Here is a 17,517-nt window from a genome sequence, read left to right on the forward strand (position 1 = left end):
CTGAATGACCCTCGAACGCGATGCCGCCGCCAACACTGCCAAGGTCCTGTCCGAAGCGCTGCCTTACATCCGACGCTATGTCGGCAAGACCCTGGTGATCAAATACGGCGGCAACGCGATGGAAAGCGAGGAGCTGAAAACCGGCTTCGCCCGCGACATCGTGCTGATGAAAGCCGTGGGCATCAATCCGGTGGTCGTGCACGGCGGCGGCCCGCAGATCGGTGATCTGCTCAAGCGCCTGTCGATCGAAAGCCACTTCGTCGATGGCATGCGTGTTACCGACGCAGCAACCATGGACGTCGTGGAAATGGTCCTCGGCGGCCAGGTCAACAAAAGCATCGTCAACCTGATCAACCGCCATGGCGGCAGCGCCATCGGCCTGACCGGTAAAGATGCCGGGCTGATTCGTGCGAAGAAACTGACCGTCACCCGCCAGACACCGGAGATGACCCAGCCGGAAATCATCGACATCGGTCAGGTGGGCGAAGTGGTCGGGATCAACACCGAACTGCTGAACCTGCTGGTCAAAGGCAACTTTATTCCGGTGATTGCGCCGATTGGCGTGGGTGAGAACGGCGAGTCGTACAACATCAACGCGGATCTGGTGGCCGGTAAAGTCGCCGAGGCGCTGAAAGCCGAGAAGCTGATGCTGCTGACCAACATCGCCGGCCTGATGGACAAGTCGGGCACCGTACTGACCGGCCTGAGCACCCAGCAGGTCGACGACCTGATCGCCGACGGCACTATCTACGGCGGCATGCTGCCGAAGATCCGTTGCGCGCTGGAAGCGGTACAGGGCGGCGTGGGCAGCTCGCTGATCATCGACGGTCGCGTGCCGAACGCGATCCTGCTGGAAATCTTCACCGACACCGGTGTGGGCACGCTGATCAGCAATCGCAAGCGTCCGTAAGCGAAAGCGCAAATAAAAAGACCCCGCTCAGCCTGACTGAGCGGGGTCTTTTTTTGCCGGTAATTCCTGTGGGAGCGAGCCTGCTCGCGAAAGCGGTCTCTGCATCACATCAATGTTGAATGTGAAGCCCTCTTCGCGAGCAGGCTCGCTCCCACAGTGCTCTGCGGTTAAACGCCGAACTGCGCGCGATAGGCTTCCACGGCGGGCAGGTGTTGCTTGAGCTGCGGATCATCGGCGAGGAATTCCAGCACCTGATTCAGCGAAACAATGCTGATCACCGGAATACCGAAGTCACGCTCGACTTCCTGGATCGCCGACAACTCGCCGTTACCACGCTCCTGACGGTTCAGTGCGATCAGCACGCCGGCAGCCTTGGCGCCGTCCTGGGAAGCGATGATCTGCATCACTTCGCGGATTGCGGTACCGGCGGTAATCACGTCGTCGATGATCAGCACGTCGCCGGTCAGCGGGGCACCGACCAGACTGCCGCCTTCGCCGTGGGCCTTGGCTTCCTTGCGGTTGAAGCACCATGGCAGGTCACGGTCGTGATGCTCGGCCAGCGCGACGGCGGTAGTGGCCGCCAGCGGGATGCCTTTGTAGGCCGGGCCAAACAGAACGTCGAAGGGAATACCGCTTTCAGCGATGGCTGCCGCGTAGAAACGCCCCAGCTGCGCGAGGGCCGAACCCGAGTTGAACAGGCCGGCGTTGAAGAAGTAAGGACTGGTGCGCCCGGACTTCAGGGTGAACTCACCGAAGCGCAAAACGCCGCGATCGATGGCAAAACGAATGAAATCGCGCTGATACGCTTGCATGAAAAAAACCCCAAATACCACGGATTTAGCTAATTAGCTTGACGCCGTGTATCATACACGCACGCGATTTTTGGGGCCATTTATGCGGATCATCAGTGTGAACGTCAATGGTATTCAGGCTGCAGTCGAGCGTGGTTTGCTCAGTTGGCTGCAAGCACAGAATGCCGACGTCATCTGCCTGCAGGACACCCGTGCCTCCGCCTTTGAACTGGATGACCCAGCCTTCCAACTGGATGGCTACTTCCTTTATGCCTGCGATGCTGAAGTCCCTGCCCAAGGCGGCGTGGCTTTGTACTCGCGGTTGCAACCGAAGGCTGTCATCAGCGGTCTCGGTTTCGAGACGGCCGACCGCTACGGGCGCTACCTGCAAGCAGATTTCGACAAAGTCAGTATTGCCACCTTGCTGCTCCCTTCGGGGATGAACGGCGATGAAGACTTGAACCAGAAGTTCAAGCTCATGGACGACTTCGGCAAGTACCTGGACAAACAGCGACGCAAACGTCGCGAGTACATTTATTGTGGCTCGCTGTACGTGGCGCAGCAGAAGCTCGACATCAAGAACTGGCGCGACAGCCAGCAATCCCCGGGCTTCCTGGCGCCTGAACGCGCCTGGATGGACGAGATTGTCGGCAACATGGGCTATGTCGATGCCCTGCGCGAAGTGAGCCGCGAAGGCGACCAGTACAGTTGGTGGCCGGACAACGAACAGGCCGAGATGCTCAATCTGGGCTGGCGCTTCGACTACCAGATCCTGACTCCAGGGCTGCGACGCTTCGTACGCAGCGCACGCCTGCCACGTCAGCCGCGGTTCTCGCAGCACGCGCCGCTGATTGTCGACTACGACTGGACGCTGACCATCTAAGCGACGTTTCGCCGTACAAAAAATGCCCGTATCGCAAGATACGGGCATTTTTTATGCCTGCGCTCAAGGCGGAATCGAACTCAGACGGCGGCGAAGAACGGCAACATCAAGTACAGCTTGATCACGACGACATTGATAATGTCGATGAAGAACGCCCCGACCATCGGCACCACCAGAAACGCGATCTGCGAGGGGCCGTAGCGCTGCGTCACGGCCTGCATGTTGGCAATGGCCGTCGGCGTGGCGCCCAGGCCAAAACCGCAATGCCCTGCCGCCAGCACGGCCGCATCGTAGTTGCGGCCCATCACCCGGAACGTCACGAAGATCGCAAACAGCGCCATGACCAGTGCCTGCACCGCCAGAATGATGAAGATCGGTAACGCCAGTGCGGCCAGATCCCACAACTTGAGCGACATCAGGGCGATCGCCAGAAACAGCGACAGGCTGACATTGCCCAGTACCGAGACCTCACGCTCAAACACCTGATACAAGCCCAACGCTGAAAGACCGTTGCGCAACACCACGCCTACAAACAGGACGCAAACAAACGTCGGCAACTCGAATGCAGTCCCGTGCAGCAGCCCATTCAACAGATTGCCCGCCAGCAGGCTGACTGCAATCAGCGCCAGGGTTTCGACAAACGAAAAGGGCGTGATCGAGCGCTCCTTGTTCGGCTGCTCGAAACCTTTTGGCAATCGTGGCGCGTCCTGCTGATTGCAACCCGGCACTTCCACACGCTTGATGAGCAACCGCGCCACCGGCCCGCCGATCAAACCACCCAGCACCAGACCAAACGTCGCGGAAGCCATCGCCAGTTCGGACGCTGAGGCCAGACCGTACTTCTCGCTGAATACCGTGCCCCAAGCAGCGCCGGTTCCATGACCGCCCGCCAGGGTGATCGATCCGGTTAGCAGCCCCATCAATGGATCGAGCCCGAGCATTTTTGCCAACCCGATCCCCATCGCATTCTGCACCACCAACAGCCCGGTGACCGCCAGGAGAAATATCCCCACTATCCGACCACCTTTCTTCAGACTGGCGAAGTCTGCGCTTAAACCGATGGTGGCAAAAAAGGCCAGCATCAAAGGTGTCTGCAGGGAAGTATCGAAACGAACTTCAACATCGAACGTTCGCAGCAGCAACAACAGCAAGGCAACTACCAGCCCACCCGCTACAGGTTCAGGGATATTGTAACTGCGCATGAAACCAACACGCCTAACTAGCCCGCGCCCTAGCAGAAGTACTAAGGACGCGGCCACAAGTGTTCCGTAAAAATCGAGCTGAATCATTGGGATTATTCTTGGCTATATATTCAGAGGCGCGCTTTTTACCTGCACCCGCCTCATGAACCGGCTGATTGTCTCAACACTGATTACTGTGGAATTCAAGAGCCTTCGTTGGCTTGAATATATCTTAATATTTCAGAAGAAATATTAGCCCGGCAACTTTAACAATCGCCATCTGTGATTCCAATGATATGAACCAGAACCAAGCCACTGCAGTTGTGACAAAAAGTGTAATTACGCCATTGATATAAAATGTTACTTGCCACTCATCGCAACAAGATTATCCCTACATACCGAAGAGATAACTTTATGGTCGAAAATAAAAATGCCCTGACATCTCAGGGCATTTTTTAAACTGGGCGAGCTTTTATTTGATCAACCGCCAGGTAAACGGATATCGGTACGGGAAGCCTTCATTAGCCTTCACCCCCGCAATGATCGTCAAAACCAGTGCGCCGATAGCCAGTATTCCCAACAGAAAGAAACCGATGATCAACACCATCAACAGAAAGCAGATCAACGATGCGATGGCGACGGTAATCTGAAAATTCAGCGCCTCTTTACCTTGAGCATCGATGAACGGGTCCGTTTCGCGCTTCATCTGCCAGAGGATCAACGGTCCGATCAGATTGCCGAACGGAATCCAGATCCCCAGCAAGGCGGACAAGTGACAAAACATCGCCCATTGGCGAACCTCTTGGCTCGGTTTGGGCAGCAACTCTTGCTCGTCACTCATCGCGTCCTCCTTGCGGTTATCAACCTGCTCAGTCGGCCAGTGCAGCCTTTTGCAGTTCGAAGATTTCGTTCATGCCCTGCTTGGCCAGCTCCAGCATGGCGTTCAAGTCTTCAGGCTGGAACGGCGCGCCTTCGGCGGTGCCCTGCACTTCGATGAAACCACCGGTGCTGGTCATCACTACGTTGAGGTCAGTCTCGGCAGCAGAATCTTCAAGATAGTCCAGATCCAGCACGGCCTCGCCCTGATACATACCGACCGACACGGCACCAATCATCTGCTTGAGCGGATCGCCGCCCTTCAGGCCACCACGCTTCTTGATCACTTTCAATGCATCAACCAGCGCAACCATAGCGCCGGTGATCGAAGCGGTGCGAGTACCACCGTCAGCCTGGATCACGTCGCAGTCGACGTACAGGGTCACGTCGCCCAGCTTGGACATGTCCAGCGCCGCGCGCAGGGAACGACCGATCAGACGCTGGATTTCCAGGGTGCGACCGCCCTGCTTGCCACGGCTCGCTTCACGCTGGTTACGCTCGCCAGTGGCGCGCGGCAGCATGCCGTATTCGGCAGTCAACCAGCCTTGGCCCTGTCCCTTGAGGAAACGCGGCACGCCGTTTTCGACGCTGACGGTGCAGATGACTTTGGTATCACCGAATTCGACCAGTACGGATCCCTCGGCGTGTTTGGTGTAGTTGCGGGTAATGCGGATCGAGCGGAGCTGATCGGCAGCGCGACCACTTGGACGTTTCATAGGGAATACCTGTACTGGGGACGGAAAACTGCCGAGCATTATAGAGCGCTGTACCGCGCCTGGGCACTCGTTAAAAAATCCGGGCGACGATCAAAGCCCCTGAAACACCGATTACCGACGGGCTGCAGCCCTTTGTCACACCGTGTGTTTGGGCGCATTCGCCGCACTGCGCTACAATCCTGCGCCTTTGCTGCCAGTCGGCTTAAATTCATTGATATCGAGCCTGCGGAACATCCTGCTGCGCCGATCTGCATTGCGAGGTCACCGCCATGGTGCACAGCATGACCGCCTTCGCCCGCGTCGAAAAAGCCGGCGCACAGGGCACCCTGAGCTGGGAGCTGCGCTCGGTCAACAGCCGCTATCTGGAGCCCCACCTGCGCCTGCCGGAGTCGTTTCGCGACCTCGAAGGCGCGGTACGTGAAGCGCTGCGTCAGGGCCTGTCGCGAGGCAAACTCGAATGCACCCTGCGTTTCACCGAAGAAAGCACCGGCAAAACACTGCAAATCGATCGCGAGCGCGCCGCGCAGTTGGTCGCCGCCGCTGAGACGGTCGCTGGTCTGATCAAGAATCCTGCCGCATTGAATCCGCTGGAAGTGCTGGCCTGGCCCGGCGTGCTGGTAGGCGATGCGACCGACCCGCAGGCGCTGAATGCCGACGCGCTGACCCTGTTCAATCAAGGCCTGAAAGAGCTGAAGGCTGGCCGCGAGCGCGAAGGCGCGGAGCTGGCACGCCTGATCAACGAGCGCCTGACCTCCATTGAAGAAGACGTGGTGACCCTGCGTGAACTGGTGCCGCAAATGCTTGCGACCCAGCGCCAGAAAGTCCTCGATCGCTTCGCCGACATGAAGGCCGAACTGGATCCGCAGCGTCTCGAACAGGAAATGGTCATCCTCGCGCAAAAGAGCGACGTGGCCGAAGAACTGGATCGCTTGAGCACCCACATCATCGAAGTGCGCCGGGTGCTCAAATCCGGTGGTGCCGCCGGTCGGCGCCTGGACTTCCTGATGCAGGAACTCAACCGCGAAGCCAACACACTGGGCTCCAAGGCCTTCGACCCGCGCAGCACCCAAGCCGCCGTCAACCTCAAGGTGTTGATCGAGCAGATGCGCGAACAAGTGCAGAATATTGAGTAAGGCTACCCCGACATGACCCACAGCACCGGCACCCTGTACATCATTTCCGCGCCATCGGGCGCGGGCAAGAGCAGCCTGGTCAAGGCCTTGACCGACGCCATACCGGAAATTCGCGTTTCGGTTTCCCACACCACCCGCGCCATGCGCCCGGGTGAAGTGGACGGCGTGAACTATCACTTCGTGACCCGCGAAGAGTTCGTGAAAATGGGCGAGCACGGCGACTTCCTCGAACGCGCCGAAGTCTTCGGCAACTTCTACGGCACCTCGCAAAGCCGCCTGCAGCAGACGCTGGACGAAGGTCACGACCTGATTCTGGAAATCGACTGGCAAGGCGCCGAGCAAGTACGCAAGCTGATGCCGCAAGCACGCTCGATCTTTATCCTGCCGCCGTCGCTTCAGGCCCTGCACCAGCGCCTGACCAACCGCGGCCAGGACAGCGATGAGATCATCGACGGCCGGATGCGCGAAGCGGTCAGCGAGATGAGTCACTATGTCGAGTACGACTACCTGATCATCAACGACGATTTTGCTCACGCACTGGACGATCTGAAGGCGATTTTCCGCGCCAATCAACTCCAGCAGAAACGCCAGCAGGTACGTTTCGGCAAATTGCTGGCCGAATTGCTCGGTTAATCAGCACTTCCCAAAACCGCTGCAAGCGCTTTACATTGGTACTTGCAGCGCGTCGAAGGGTCTGGTCAAAAAATCAGCGCTTCCCTAATCGCTGGTGATTTTTTAAACTGCTCAGTCCGCTCGCCCACCCGGGCAGCGCGCATATTGCATTCGCTCCGAGGAATACCATGGCCCGCGTAACCGTTGAAGACTGCCTGAACCACGTGGAAAACCGTTTTGAACTGGTCATGCTGTCCACCAAGCGTGCCCGTCAACTGGCCACCGGCGGCAAAGAGCCACTGGTCCAGTGGGAAAACGACAAGCCGACTGTTGTCGCCCTGCGTGAAATCGCTGAAGGCCTGATGAGCTACGAGTTCATCGCCGAGCAGGAAATCGTCCAGGATGAGCCGCTGTTCGCAGCGTTCGAGGACGAGTCCAACGAGGCCGTCTAAGCCTATGCCTGGTCGACGTAGCACGGCGCGGGATCACAGCTTACGGCAGGAGTCATCATGCCGAGCATAGACGCCCTCGCCGATCGCTTATCGACCTACCTCGGCAATGACCAGGTCAACCTGGTCCGCCGAGCGTATTTCTACGCCGAACAAGCCCATGACGGTCAACGCCGTCGCAGTGGCGAGGCTTACGTCACGCATCCTCTTGCCGTGGCCAATATTCTTGCCGACATGCACATGGACCATCAGAGCCTGATGGCCGCGATGCTGCATGACGTGATCGAAGACACCGGTATCGCCAAAGAAGCGCTGCAAGCGCAGTTCGGTGAAACCGTGGCCGAACTGGTCGACGGGGTCAGCAAACTGACCCAGATGAATTTCGAGACCAAGGCCGAAGCCCAGGCTGAAAACTTCCAGAAAATGGCCATGGCCATGGCGCGCGACATTCGTGTGATCCTGGTCAAACTCGCCGACCGCCTGCACAACATGCGCACGCTGGAAGTGCTGTCCGGCGAAAAACGCCGCCGGATCGCCAAGGAAACCCTCGAAATCTACGCGCCCATCGCCAACCGGCTGGGCATGCATGCGATCCGCATCGAATTCGAAGACCTCGGCTTCAAGGCCATGCACCCGATGCGTTCCGCGCGGATCTACCAGGCGGTCAAGCGCGCCCGGGGCAACCGCAAGGAAATCGTCAACAAGATCGAAGAATCCCTTGGCCATTGCCTCGCTATCGACGGCATCCAGGGCGAAGTCAGCGGTCGGCAGAAACACCTCTACGGCATCTACAAGAAAATGCGCGGCAAGCGTCGGGCCTTCAACGAGATCATGGACGTCTATGCGTTCCGGATCATCGTCGACAAGGTCGATACCTGCTACCGCGTACTGGGTGCTGTACATAATTTGTACAAACCGTTGCCGGGGCGCTTCAAGGATTACATCGCGATCCCCAAGGCCAACGGCTATCAGTCGCTGCACACCACATTGTTCGGCATGCACGGCGTACCGATCGAGATCCAGATCCGTACCCGCGAAATGGAAGAGATGGCCAACAACGGCATCGCCGCCCACTGGCTGTACAAATCCAGCGGCGACGAGCAGCCGAAAGGCACTCACGCCCGTGCCCGCCAGTGGGTCAAAGGCGTGCTGGAAATGCAGCAACGCGCCGGCAACTCGCTGGAATTCATCGAGAGCGTGAAGATCGACCTGTTCCCGGACGAGGTCTACGTGTTCACGCCCAAAGGCCGGATCATGGAGCTGCCGAAAGGCTCCACGGCGGTCGACTTTGCCTACGCGGTACACACCGACGTCGGCAACAGCTGCATCGCCTGCCGGATCAACCGTCGTCTCGCACCGCTGTCCGAACCGCTGCAAAGCGGCTCCACGGTCGAGATCGTCAGCGCCCCCGGCGCACGACCGAATCCGGCGTGGCTCAATTTCGTGGTCACCGGCAAGGCGCGCACGCACATCCGTCATGCGCTGAAACTGCAACGTCGCTCTGAGTCCATCAGCCTCGGCGAACGCCTGCTGAACAAGGTGCTTAACGGTTTCGACAGTTCGCTGGAGAAGATCCCGGCCGAACGCGTCAAAGCCATGCTCACCGAGTACCGCCTCGAACTGATCGAAGACCTGCTCGAAGACATCGGCCTGGGCAACCGCATGGCCTATGTGGTCGCCCGCCGCCTGCTTGGCGAAGGCGAACAGCTGCCAAGCCCGGAAGGGCCGCTGGCGATTCGCGGTACCGAAGGTTTGGTGCTCAGCTACGCCAAGTGCTGCACGCCGATCCCGGGCGACCCGATTGTCGGGCACCTGTCGGCGGGCAAAGGCATGGTCGTGCACCTGGACAACTGCCGCAACATCAGCGAAATCAGGCACAACCCGGAAAAATGCATCCAGCTCTCGTGGGCCAAGGATGTCACCGGCGAATTCAACGTCGAACTGCGCGTCGAGCTGGAACACCAGCGCGGCCTGATCGCCCTGCTGGCCAGCAGCGTCAACGCAGCCGACGGCAATATCGAGAAAATCAGCATGGACGAACGCGATGGTCGCATCAGCGTGGTCCAGTTGGTGGTCAGCGTCCACGACCGTGTGCACCTGGCCCGCGTGATCAAGAAGCTGCGCGCCTTGACCGGGGTGATTCGCATCACCCGCATGCGTGCATAACTCAACCATTACAAGGAGTCATACATGACCAAGACTGTTATCACCAGCGACAAGGCCCCGGCCGCCATCGGCACTTACTCCCAGGCGATCAAGGCAGGCAACACCGTATACATGTCGGGTCAGATTCCTCTGGACCCAAAAACCATGGAACTGGTTGAAGGCTTCGAAGCCCAGACCGTCCAGGTGTTCGAGAACCTGAAGGCCGTGGCCGAAGCCGCTGGCGGTTCGTTCAAGGACATCGTCAAACTGAACATCTTCCTCACCGATCTGAGCCACTTCGCCAAGGTCAACGAGATCATGGGCAAGTATTTCGACCAGCCATACCCGGCCCGCGCCGCCATTGGCGTGGCTGCCCTGCCAAAGGGTTCGCAGGTTGAAATGGATGCCATTCTGGTCATCGAGTGATGCGCACGGCGCGGCCTTCAAACGCCGCGCCGACTGCTCTGCAAGAAAAGGTTTTGAAAGGATTCCACCATGCGCAAAGCGCTAGCTCTCCCGCTGCTCGCCATTTTCCTCGGCGGCTGCGCCAGCAACCCTGCCGACCGTGACATCAGCGGCACCTGGATCAACCAGGTGGCGATCGATGCCGCAGCCAAGGGCGGCCCCCTGCGCGAAGCGCTTCAGGCTTACGGCCCGAACCTGGAATGGGACGTCAACACCAAGGCCAGTCAGGCCCGCTACACCAACGGTTTTGAGAACGTCGAAGGACGGCTGCTGGGTGAAAAATCCGGTGCCTGGAAAGTCGACTTCTATGGCAGCTCCGCCAGCGAGCTGAAACGTGATGGCGGACAACTGCAGCAAGCCGCCAGCGACAACGAACCGGAGCAGGTGTTCGACCGCGCACAGATTCCGGTGCCGGAAGGCGCACCGATCGGCGCCAGCTTCGAACGGGCGCTGTATTCCGCCTACATGGGCGGCAGCTGGACAATCGCCAGTGGTCAGGGCGAAGGCAGCACCGTGCAGTTCCAGGCTGACGGCCAAGTGTCCGGCTTGCCCGGAGCCGATCGCTACGCACTTTGTCTGGCGGGCGATTGCGCATCGATGAGCAACGGCAACGACAGCATGTGGCTGCAGCAGAACGGTCAGGGCAATAACTGGATCTTTGTGCGCAAGGGCAAAGAGCTGGAAATTCTGCAGGCGGTGAATGCTGCCATGGCGGATGAACAACCGCAGTTCACCGCGGGCGAGCGCAAGTGGTTGCTGGAGAAGCAGTAACCCGCTTCTGAAACCGCTGAAGATCAAATGTGGGAGCGAGCCTGCTCGCGAAAGCAGTGTGTCAGTCAAAGTAATATTGCCTGATACACCGCTTTCGCGAGCAGGCTCGCTCCCACAGTTGTTTTGTGTTGTTAGAAAGTCAGCATTTACCTTCGAGGATCGCGGCGTAGCCTTCGCGGTAGCTCGGGTACGTTGGCGTCCACCCCAGAGCCTTTGCTCGCGCATTGCTGCAGCGTTTGCTGCCGGTACGCCGCACGCTGGCATCTTCAGACCATTCGGTAACGCCCAGATACTCACGCAACCAGCCCACGACTTCCGCCAATGGCGCTGGCGCATCGTCGACACCGATGTAGAAATCCTCCAGCTTCACGCCCTGCCGAGCCTTTTCCAGCAGAAACGCCAATAACCCTGCTGCGTCATCGGCATGAATACGGTTGCCATACAGCGGCGGATCAACCGCCACGCGATAGCCGCGACGCACTTGAGTCAGCAGCCACTCGCGGCCCGGTCCATAGATGCCGGTCAAACGCAGAATGCTTGCCGGAATACCGCTGTTGAGCGCGACCTGCTCAGCCTCCAGCATCAATCGTCCTGAATAACCGGCAGCGATGGTCTCTGAGTTCTCATCAACCCACTCACCCTCCTGCTGCCCATACACACTGCTGCTGGAAACGAAGATCAGCCGCTCAGGCACTTGCCCGTAATCGTCGAGCCAACTCAGAACATTCTGCAAACCCTGCACATAAGCCGCGCGATAACCGGCTTCATCGTGATCGGTTGCCGCTGCGCAATACACCAGATAGTCCACCGCCCCCACCGGCCAGGTCGCCGGGCAGTCTTCGTTGAACAGGTCGCCGGCAACGCCAATCACCCCAGCAGGCAGCTTCGAAACATCCCGGCGCAAGCCATGAACTTCCCAGCCAGCCGCCAGCAATTGCTTGGCCAGACGACTGCCGACATCACCACAACCGGCAATCAAAACAGAAGGCGCGGACATCAAAAAACTCCTATCGGAAAGACACAGACTAGCCTCGGGACAGGACGAGCGGCTAGCAATGCAGGAAAAAAAGATACTCTATTACTTTTGTTAACAAGAATTACTTGCAATAATGCACGCCACTTTTGTTCTCGGCCTCACGAGGCCTGGTAGAGCATCACCGTTTTTCTATCTCAGGTCCGGCCAGCATGACACGTAATCAAATCCCCGCTTCGCCAACCAATCGACCTCGCGCCTGGAGCGCGCTGGCGGCTCTGCTGCTCAGCCTGATGCTGGCACCGACCGCCGCTTTCGCCGACGCTCAAGCGCCAGCAACGCCAGCTGCCACCGAGCAAAGCGCACCAGCCGCCGCTCCGGCTGCCCCGGCCGCTACCGATCCAGTGCAAGCAGTTGACGCTGCCGACGTCCCTGAAGTTCTCGAAGCCGACAACAGCCTGGGCATGGCCCACGACCTGTCGCCTTGGGGCATGTACCAGAACGCCGACATCATCGTGAAAATCGTGATGATCGGTCTGGCCATCGCTTCCATCATCACCTGGACCATCTGGATCGCCAAAGGCTTCGAGCTGATGGGCGCCAAGCGTCGTCTGCGTGGTGAAATCGCCGCCCTGAAGAAAGCCACCACCCTTAAAGAAGCCAGTACCACTGCCGGCAAGGAAGGCACCCTCGCCAACCTGCTGGTGCACGACGCCCTCGAAGAGATGCGCCTGTCGGTCAACAGCCGCGAGAAGGAAGGCATCAAGGAACGCGTCAGCTTCCGTCTCGAGCGTCTGGTAGCAGCCTGCGGTCGCAACATGAGCAGCGGCACCGGCGTCCTCGCCACTATCGGTTCCACCGCGCCGTTCGTCGGCCTGTTCGGTACCGTATGGGGCATCATGAACTCCTTCATCGGCATCGCCAAAACCCAGACCACCAACCTTGCTGTCGTAGCGCCCGGTATTGCTGAAGCACTGCTGGCCACCGCACTGGGTCTGGTTGCCGCGATTCCAGCCGTGGTGATCTACAACGTCTTCGCCCGCTCCATCGCCGGTTACAAGGCGCAGGTTTCCGACGCCTCGGCAGAAGTTCTGCTGCTGGTCAGCCGTGACCTCGACCACCAGCCTGAGCGCAGCTCGCAGCCGCACATGGTCAAAGTGGGGTAATCGGCCATGGGCCTGCATTTGAAAGAAGGCGCAGACGACGATCTGGCCGAGAACCACGAAATCAACGTCACGCCGTTCATCGACGTGATGCTGGTGCTGTTGATCATCTTCATGGTGGCGGCTCCATTGGCCACCGTGGACATCAAAGTTGACCTGCCCGCCTCGACCGCCAAACCGGCGCCGCGGCCAGAGAAACCGGTGTTCCTCAGCGTCAAGGCTGACCAGCGCCTGTACATCGGCGACGAGGAAGTCAAAGCCGAAACCCTTGGCGCCGTGCTCGACGCCAAGACTCAGGGCAAGAAAGACACCACCATCTTCTTCCAGGCCGATAAAGGCGTGGATTACGGCGACCTCATGAGCGTGATGGACAAGCTGCGCGGCGCCGGTTACCTGAAGGTCGGTCTGGTCGGACTTGAGACGGCAGCCAAGAAATGATCACGACGCGCCATAAGCTGACGCGTTACAGCGGTAGCCTGGCCGTGGTGCTGGGCGTTCACGCGCTGGCCATCGCGCTGGCGCTGAACTGGACCGCCCGCCCGCCCATCGAATTGCCGCCGCAGGCAATGATGGTCGAGCTGGCCCCGGTTCCGGCCCCGCCACCGCCTGCTCCGCCGAAAGTCGTCACACCGCCGCAGCCACCGGCTCCGGTCGAAGAGTTGCCGATTCCGAAGCTGGCCGAAGCACCGAAAGCTGAAATCGCGGTGCAGAAACCCAAGCCGAAGCCAAAGCCTAAACCGCCGAAGCCGGTTGAGAAGAAGCTGCCCGATCCACCGAAGGAAAAACCTTCCGAGGAGAAACCGGCTGACACTCAACCGACTCAGGCCCCGACGGAGAAATCCGCCCAGCCTGCACCGGGTCCGTCGCCGGCTCAGATGGCTGCCAAGGCCAGTTGGCAAGGCACCCTGCTCGCGCATTTGGCCAAGTACAAAAAGTACCCGGCCAGTGCTCAGGCACGGGGCAAGGAAGGCTTGAACCGTCTGCGTTTCGTGGTGGATGCCGAAGGCAATGTGTTGTCGTTCGAACTGGTCGGCCGCTCCGGCAACGCCGATCTGGACCGGGCCACCCTGGAAATGATCCGCCGCGCGCAGCCGCTGCCCAAGCCACCGGCCGACATGTTGAACAATGGCTCGATTGAAATTGTTGCGCCGTTTGTTTACTCGCTCGAACGCCGCCGCTAAGTAGCAAGATCAAAAGATCGCAGCCTTCGGCAGCTCCTACATTGGAATGCATTTCCCTGTAGGAGCTGCCGAAGGCTGCGATCTTTTGCTTTATGACGTAGTCGCATTGGGCCCTCAGTCTGATAACGTGCGTCTATCGATTGCAGCCGGTATGCTTGGCCCGCATCTTCATGGACGCTTGCTATGACCCTCACAGAATTACGCTACATCGTTACCCTCGCCCAAGAGCAGCATTTCGGCCACGCCGCCGAACGTTGCCACGTCAGCCAGCCGACCCTGTCGGTGGGCGTGAAAAAGCTTGAAGACGAACTCGGTGTGCTGATTTTCGAGCGCAGCAAAAGTGCCGTGCGCCTGACCCCGGTCGGCGAAGGCATCGTCGCCCAGGCGCAGAAAGTCCTCGAGCAAGCGCAAGGCATTCGCGAACTGGCCCAGGCCGGCAAGAACCAGCTGACCGCACCGCTGAAAGTCGGCGCGATCTACACCGTCGGCCCGTACCTGTTCCCGCACCTGATTCCGCAACTGCACCGGGTCGCCCCGCAGATGCCGTTGTACATCGAAGAAAACTTCACCCACGTGCTGCGCGACAAACTGCGCAACGGCGAGCTCGACGCGATCATCATCGCCCTGCCGTTCAACGAAGCCGACGTGCTGACCCTGCCGCTGTACGACGAGCCGTTCTACGTCCTGATGCCGGCCCAGCACCCGTGGACGCAAAAAGAAACCATCGACGCCGGCCTGCTCAACGACAAGAGCCTGCTGCTGCTCGGCGAAGGCCACTGCTTCCGCGACCAAGTGCTGGAAGCCTGCCCGACCCTGACCAAGGGCAACGACGGCGCCAAACACACCACGGTCGAATCCAGCTCGCTGGAAACCATTCGCCACATGGTCGCCTCCGGCCTGGGCATCTCGATCCTGCCGTTGTCGGCCGTCGACAGCCATCACTACGCTCCGGGCGTGATCGAAGTGCGCCCACTGTCGCCGCCGGTGCCGTTCCGCACCGTGGCCATTGCCTGGCGCGCGAGCTTCCCACGGCCGAAAGCCATCGAGATTCTCGCCGACTCCATTCGCCTGTGTTCGGTGGCCAAGCCAGCGGCACCGGTTACGGCCGGTTAAGCGAGCGTCATGACGGAGCTGTCGCAAGTGTCGGTGACGGCACTCAAGGGTGTCGGCGAAGCCATGGCCGAGAAATTGGCCAAGGTCGGTCTGGAGAACCTGCAGGACGTGCTGTTTCACCTGCCGCTGCGCTATCAGGATCGCACCCGTGTGGTGCCGATCGGCGCGCTGCGACCGGGACAGGATGCCGTGGTCGAAGGCACCGTCAGCGGCGCCGACGTGGTCATGGGCCGCCGTCGCAGCCTCGTTGTGCGCTTGCAGGATGGCACCGGCGGTCTCAGCCTGCGCTTCTACCATTTCAGCAACGCGCAGAAAGAAGGCCTCAAGCGCGGCACGCGGGTTCGCTGTTACGGCGAGGCCCGGCCCGGCGCCTCAGGCCTGGAAATCTACCACCCGGAATACCGCGCCATTACTGGTGACGAACCGCCGCCAGTCGATGAAACCCTGACCCCGGTCTATCCGCTCACCGAAGGTCTGACCCAAGCGCGCCTTCGTCAGTTGTGCATGCAGACGTTGACCCTGCTCAAGCCCGACACCCTGCCCGACTGGCTGCCGACCGAACTGGCGCGCGACTATCAATTGGCGCCGCTGGCCGACGCGATCCGCTACCTGCACAACCCGCCTGCCGATGCCGATGTCGACGAACTCGCCCTCGGTCATCACTGGGCGCAGCATCGTCTGGCTTTCGAAGAACTGCTGACCCATCAACTGTCGCAGCAACGTCTGCGCGAAAGCATGCGGTCGCTGCGCGCGCCAGCGATGCCGAAAGCGAAAAAGCTGCCGCCGAAATACCTGGCCAACCTCGGCTTCAACCCGACCGGCGCCCAACAGCGCGTCGGCAACGAAATCGCCTACGACCTCAGCCAGCACGAACCGATGCTGCGGTTGATTCAGGGCGACGTCGGCGCGGGCAAAACCGTGGTCGCCGCCCTCGCCGCACTGCAAGCGCTGGAGGCCGGTTATCAGGTTGCGCTGATGGCGCCGACCGAGATTCTCGCCGAACAACACTTCATCACCTTCAAGCGCTGGCTCGAGCCGCTGGGCATTGAAGTCGCATGGCTGGCCGGCAAGCTCAAGGGCAAGAACCGCGTTACCGCGCTGGAACAGATCGCCAGCGGCGCACCGATGGTGGTCGGCACTCACGCGCTGTTCCAGGACGAAGTGCAGTTCAAGAATCTCGCGCTGGTGATCATCGACGAGCAGCACCGCTTCGGCGTACAGCAACGTCTGGCGCTGCGGCAGAAAGGCGTCGGCGGACGCATGTGCCCGCACCAGTTGATCATGACCGCCACGCCGATTCCACGGACATTGGCGATGAGTGCCTACGCCGACCTCGACACCTCGATCCTCGACGAACTGCCACCCGGACGAACGCCGGTTAACACCGTGCTGGTCACCGACACCCGCCGCGTCGAAGTCATCGAGCGCGTGCGCGGTGCCTGCGCCGAAGGCCGTCAGGCCTATTGGGTGTGCACGCTGATTGAAGAATCCGAAGAGCTGACCTGCCAGGCCGCCGAAACCACGTTTGAAGACCTCACCCTCGCCCTCGGCGAGCTGAAAGTCGGGCTGATTCACGGGCGCATGAAGCCCGTCGAGAAGGCCGCCGTCATGGCCGAATTCAAGGCCGGCAACCTGCAACTGCTGGTCGCCACCACGGTGATCGAAGTCGGCGTCGACGTGCCCAACGCCAGCCTGATGATCATCGAAAACCCCGAGCGCCTCGGCCTCGCGCAACTGCACCAGCTGCGTGGCCGTGTCGGCCGGGGCAGCGCCGCCAGCCATTGCGTGCTGCTCTACCATCCGCCGCTGTCGCAGATCGGTCGCCAGCGCCTGGGCATCATGCGCGAGACCAACGACGGTTTCGTCATCGCCGAAAAAGACCTCGAACTGCGCGGCCCCGGGGAAATGCTCGGCACCCGCCAGACCGGCCTGCTGCAATTCAAAGTCGCCGACCTGATGCGCGACGCCGACCTGCTGCCCGCCGTCCGCGACGCCGCGCAAGCCTTGCTGGAACGCTGGCCAACCCACGTCAGCCCATTACTCGATCGCTGGTTGCGCCACGGGCAGCAATACGGCCAAGTGTGAGCACCGTCGCAGTTTCTGACAGATCGTTCTGATCAAGCTGGTTATACTCCTGCCATTGTTTCAAAAACGG

At 60.0% G+C, this 17,517-nt stretch carries 18 protein-coding genes; 13 read left to right on the plus strand and 5 right to left on the minus strand.

What is annotated here, in order from left to right:
- Positions 1-4: 4 nt before the first annotated feature.
- Positions 5-910, plus strand: coding sequence for an acetylglutamate kinase (gene argB / locus HU718_RS00135; protein ID WP_186613330.1), 906 nt, complete (start codon positions 5-7; stop codon positions 908-910).
- A 167-nt stretch (positions 911-1,077) separates the two neighbouring features.
- Here the strand turns inward: argB and pyrE are convergent, their stop codons facing one another.
- Positions 1,078-1,722 (minus strand): orotate phosphoribosyltransferase, encoded by a 645-nt coding sequence (gene pyrE, locus HU718_RS00140; RefSeq protein WP_008078597.1) that lies wholly within the window; start codon positions 1,720-1,722, stop codon positions 1,078-1,080.
- A gap of 82 nt (positions 1,723-1,804) precedes the next feature.
- Here pyrE and crc point away from each other — a divergent pair, with 82 nt between their 5' ends.
- Positions 1,805-2,584, plus strand: coding sequence for a catabolite repression control protein Crc (crc, locus tag HU718_RS00145; RefSeq protein WP_007920349.1), 780 nt, complete (start codon positions 1,805-1,807; stop codon positions 2,582-2,584).
- 80 nt (positions 2,585-2,664) lie between these two features.
- Here the strand turns inward: crc and gltS are convergent, their stop codons facing one another.
- The 3 genes from gltS to rph all read right to left on the minus strand — a co-directional run bounded on the left by gltS (position 2,665) and on the right by rph (position 5,357).
- Positions 2,665-3,873 (minus strand): sodium/glutamate symporter, encoded by a 1,209-nt coding sequence (gene gltS, locus HU718_RS00150; protein WP_077575045.1) that lies wholly within the window; start codon positions 3,871-3,873, stop codon positions 2,665-2,667.
- A gap of 364 nt (positions 3,874-4,237) precedes the next feature.
- A complete protein-coding gene (locus HU718_RS00155; protein ID WP_007920344.1) occupies positions 4,238-4,606 on the minus strand; it encodes a DUF4870 domain-containing protein in 369 nt (122 codons plus the stop codon).
- Between the two features lie 28 nt (positions 4,607-4,634).
- Positions 4,635-5,357, minus strand: a complete 723-nt coding sequence (gene rph, locus HU718_RS00160) for a ribonuclease PH (protein ID WP_016985814.1) — start codon at positions 5,355-5,357, stop codon at positions 4,635-4,637.
- 269 nt (positions 5,358-5,626) lie between these two features.
- On the opposite strand from rph, the gene HU718_RS00165 reads away from it, so the two are divergent.
- The 6 genes from HU718_RS00165 (at position 5,627) to HU718_RS00190 (ending at position 10,932) form a co-directional block, all read left to right on the plus strand.
- Positions 5,627-6,490 (plus strand): YicC/YloC family endoribonuclease, encoded by an 864-nt coding sequence (locus tag HU718_RS00165; RefSeq protein WP_186613328.1) that lies wholly within the window; start codon positions 5,627-5,629, stop codon positions 6,488-6,490.
- A gap of 12 nt (positions 6,491-6,502) precedes the next feature.
- The gene (gmk, locus tag HU718_RS00170) at positions 6,503-7,123 is read left to right on the plus strand and encodes a guanylate kinase (protein ID WP_008078609.1); all 621 of its coding nucleotides are present in this window, start codon (positions 6,503-6,505) and stop codon (positions 7,121-7,123) included.
- A 167-nt stretch (positions 7,124-7,290) separates the two neighbouring features.
- On the plus strand, positions 7,291-7,554 hold the full coding sequence (rpoZ, locus tag HU718_RS00175) for a DNA-directed RNA polymerase subunit omega (protein WP_016985812.1): 264 nt from the start codon (positions 7,291-7,293) through the stop codon (positions 7,552-7,554).
- 57 nt (positions 7,555-7,611) lie between these two features.
- Complete coding sequence (gene spoT / locus HU718_RS00180) at positions 7,612-9,717, plus strand: bifunctional GTP diphosphokinase/guanosine-3',5'-bis pyrophosphate 3'-pyrophosphohydrolase (RefSeq protein ID WP_007920338.1); 2,106 nt, start codon at positions 7,612-7,614, stop codon at positions 9,715-9,717.
- A 24-nt stretch (positions 9,718-9,741) separates the two neighbouring features.
- On the plus strand, positions 9,742-10,122 hold the full coding sequence (locus HU718_RS00185) for a RidA family protein (RefSeq protein ID WP_003229509.1): 381 nt from the start codon (positions 9,742-9,744) through the stop codon (positions 10,120-10,122).
- 69 nt (positions 10,123-10,191) lie between these two features.
- Positions 10,192-10,932 (plus strand): hypothetical protein, encoded by a 741-nt coding sequence (locus HU718_RS00190; protein ID WP_186613326.1) that lies wholly within the window; start codon positions 10,192-10,194, stop codon positions 10,930-10,932.
- A 139-nt stretch (positions 10,933-11,071) separates the two neighbouring features.
- Here HU718_RS00190 and HU718_RS00195 read toward each other — a convergent pair whose 3' ends face one another.
- Positions 11,072-11,929 (minus strand): SDR family oxidoreductase, encoded by an 858-nt coding sequence (locus tag HU718_RS00195; RefSeq protein WP_186613324.1) that lies wholly within the window; start codon positions 11,927-11,929, stop codon positions 11,072-11,074.
- Between the two features lie 188 nt (positions 11,930-12,117).
- Between HU718_RS00195 and exbB the strand changes: the two genes are divergently transcribed.
- From exbB to recG, 5 genes are all read left to right on the plus strand, one after another.
- Positions 12,118-13,071 (plus strand): tonB-system energizer ExbB, encoded by a 954-nt coding sequence (exbB, locus tag HU718_RS00200; RefSeq protein ID WP_150729004.1) that lies wholly within the window; start codon positions 12,118-12,120, stop codon positions 13,069-13,071.
- Between the two features lie 6 nt (positions 13,072-13,077).
- On the plus strand, positions 13,078-13,506 hold the full coding sequence (gene exbD / locus HU718_RS00205; protein ID WP_134178450.1) for a TonB system transport protein ExbD: 429 nt from the start codon (positions 13,078-13,080) through the stop codon (positions 13,504-13,506).
- The gene (locus HU718_RS00210) at positions 13,503-14,249 is read left to right on the plus strand and encodes a TonB family protein (protein ID WP_038359287.1); all 747 of its coding nucleotides are present in this window, start codon (positions 13,503-13,505) and stop codon (positions 14,247-14,249) included. The genes exbD and HU718_RS00210 overlap by 4 nt, the downstream gene beginning before the upstream one ends.
- Before the next feature lie 183 nt (positions 14,250-14,432).
- A complete protein-coding gene (locus tag HU718_RS00215; protein WP_007920331.1) occupies positions 14,433-15,362 on the plus strand; it encodes a hydrogen peroxide-inducible genes activator in 930 nt (309 codons plus the stop codon).
- A 9-nt stretch (positions 15,363-15,371) separates the two neighbouring features.
- On the plus strand, positions 15,372-17,447 hold the full coding sequence (recG, locus tag HU718_RS00220) for an ATP-dependent DNA helicase RecG (RefSeq protein WP_127930239.1): 2,076 nt from the start codon (positions 15,372-15,374) through the stop codon (positions 17,445-17,447).
- Positions 17,448-17,517 lie beyond the last annotated feature (70 nt).

The sequence above is a fragment of the Pseudomonas tensinigenes genome (assembly GCF_014268445.2).
GTDB classification, from domain to species: Bacteria; Pseudomonadota; Gammaproteobacteria; order Pseudomonadales; family Pseudomonadaceae; genus Aquipseudomonas; species Aquipseudomonas tensinigenes.

Coding starts and splice junctions, on each gene's coding strand:
- HU718_RS00195 (WP_186613324.1), bottom strand. CDS start 11,929: ATGTCCGCGCCTTCTGTTTTGATTGCCGGTTGTGGTGATGTCGGCAGT.
- spoT (WP_007920338.1), top strand. CDS start 7,612: ATGCCGAGCATAGACGCCCTCGCCGATCGCTTATCGACCTACCTCGGC.
- gmk (WP_008078609.1), top strand. CDS start 6,503: ATGACCCACAGCACCGGCACCCTGTACATCATTTCCGCGCCATCGGGC.
- recG (WP_127930239.1), top strand. CDS start 15,372: ATGACGGAGCTGTCGCAAGTGTCGGTGACGGCACTCAAGGGTGTCGGC.
- argB (WP_186613330.1), top strand. CDS start 5: ATGACCCTCGAACGCGATGCCGCCGCCAACACTGCCAAGGTCCTGTCC.
- HU718_RS00215 (WP_007920331.1), top strand. CDS start 14,433: ATGACCCTCACAGAATTACGCTACATCGTTACCCTCGCCCAAGAGCAG.
- HU718_RS00190 (WP_186613326.1), top strand. CDS start 10,192: ATGCGCAAAGCGCTAGCTCTCCCGCTGCTCGCCATTTTCCTCGGCGGC.
- pyrE (WP_008078597.1), bottom strand. CDS start 1,722: ATGCAAGCGTATCAGCGCGATTTCATTCGTTTTGCCATCGATCGCGGC.
- crc (WP_007920349.1), top strand. CDS start 1,805: ATGCGGATCATCAGTGTGAACGTCAATGGTATTCAGGCTGCAGTCGAG.
- gltS (WP_077575045.1), bottom strand. CDS start 3,873: ATGATTCAGCTCGATTTTTACGGAACACTTGTGGCCGCGTCCTTAGTA.
- exbB (WP_150729004.1), top strand. CDS start 12,118: ATGACACGTAATCAAATCCCCGCTTCGCCAACCAATCGACCTCGCGCC.
- rph (WP_016985814.1), bottom strand. CDS start 5,357: ATGAAACGTCCAAGTGGTCGCGCTGCCGATCAGCTCCGCTCGATCCGC.
- rpoZ (WP_016985812.1), top strand. CDS start 7,291: ATGGCCCGCGTAACCGTTGAAGACTGCCTGAACCACGTGGAAAACCGT.
- HU718_RS00185 (WP_003229509.1), top strand. CDS start 9,742: ATGACCAAGACTGTTATCACCAGCGACAAGGCCCCGGCCGCCATCGGC.
- HU718_RS00165 (WP_186613328.1), top strand. CDS start 5,627: ATGGTGCACAGCATGACCGCCTTCGCCCGCGTCGAAAAAGCCGGCGCA.
- HU718_RS00155 (WP_007920344.1), bottom strand. CDS start 4,606: ATGAGTGACGAGCAAGAGTTGCTGCCCAAACCGAGCCAAGAGGTTCGC.
- exbD (WP_134178450.1), top strand. CDS start 13,078: ATGGGCCTGCATTTGAAAGAAGGCGCAGACGACGATCTGGCCGAGAAC.
- HU718_RS00210 (WP_038359287.1), top strand. CDS start 13,503: ATGATCACGACGCGCCATAAGCTGACGCGTTACAGCGGTAGCCTGGCC.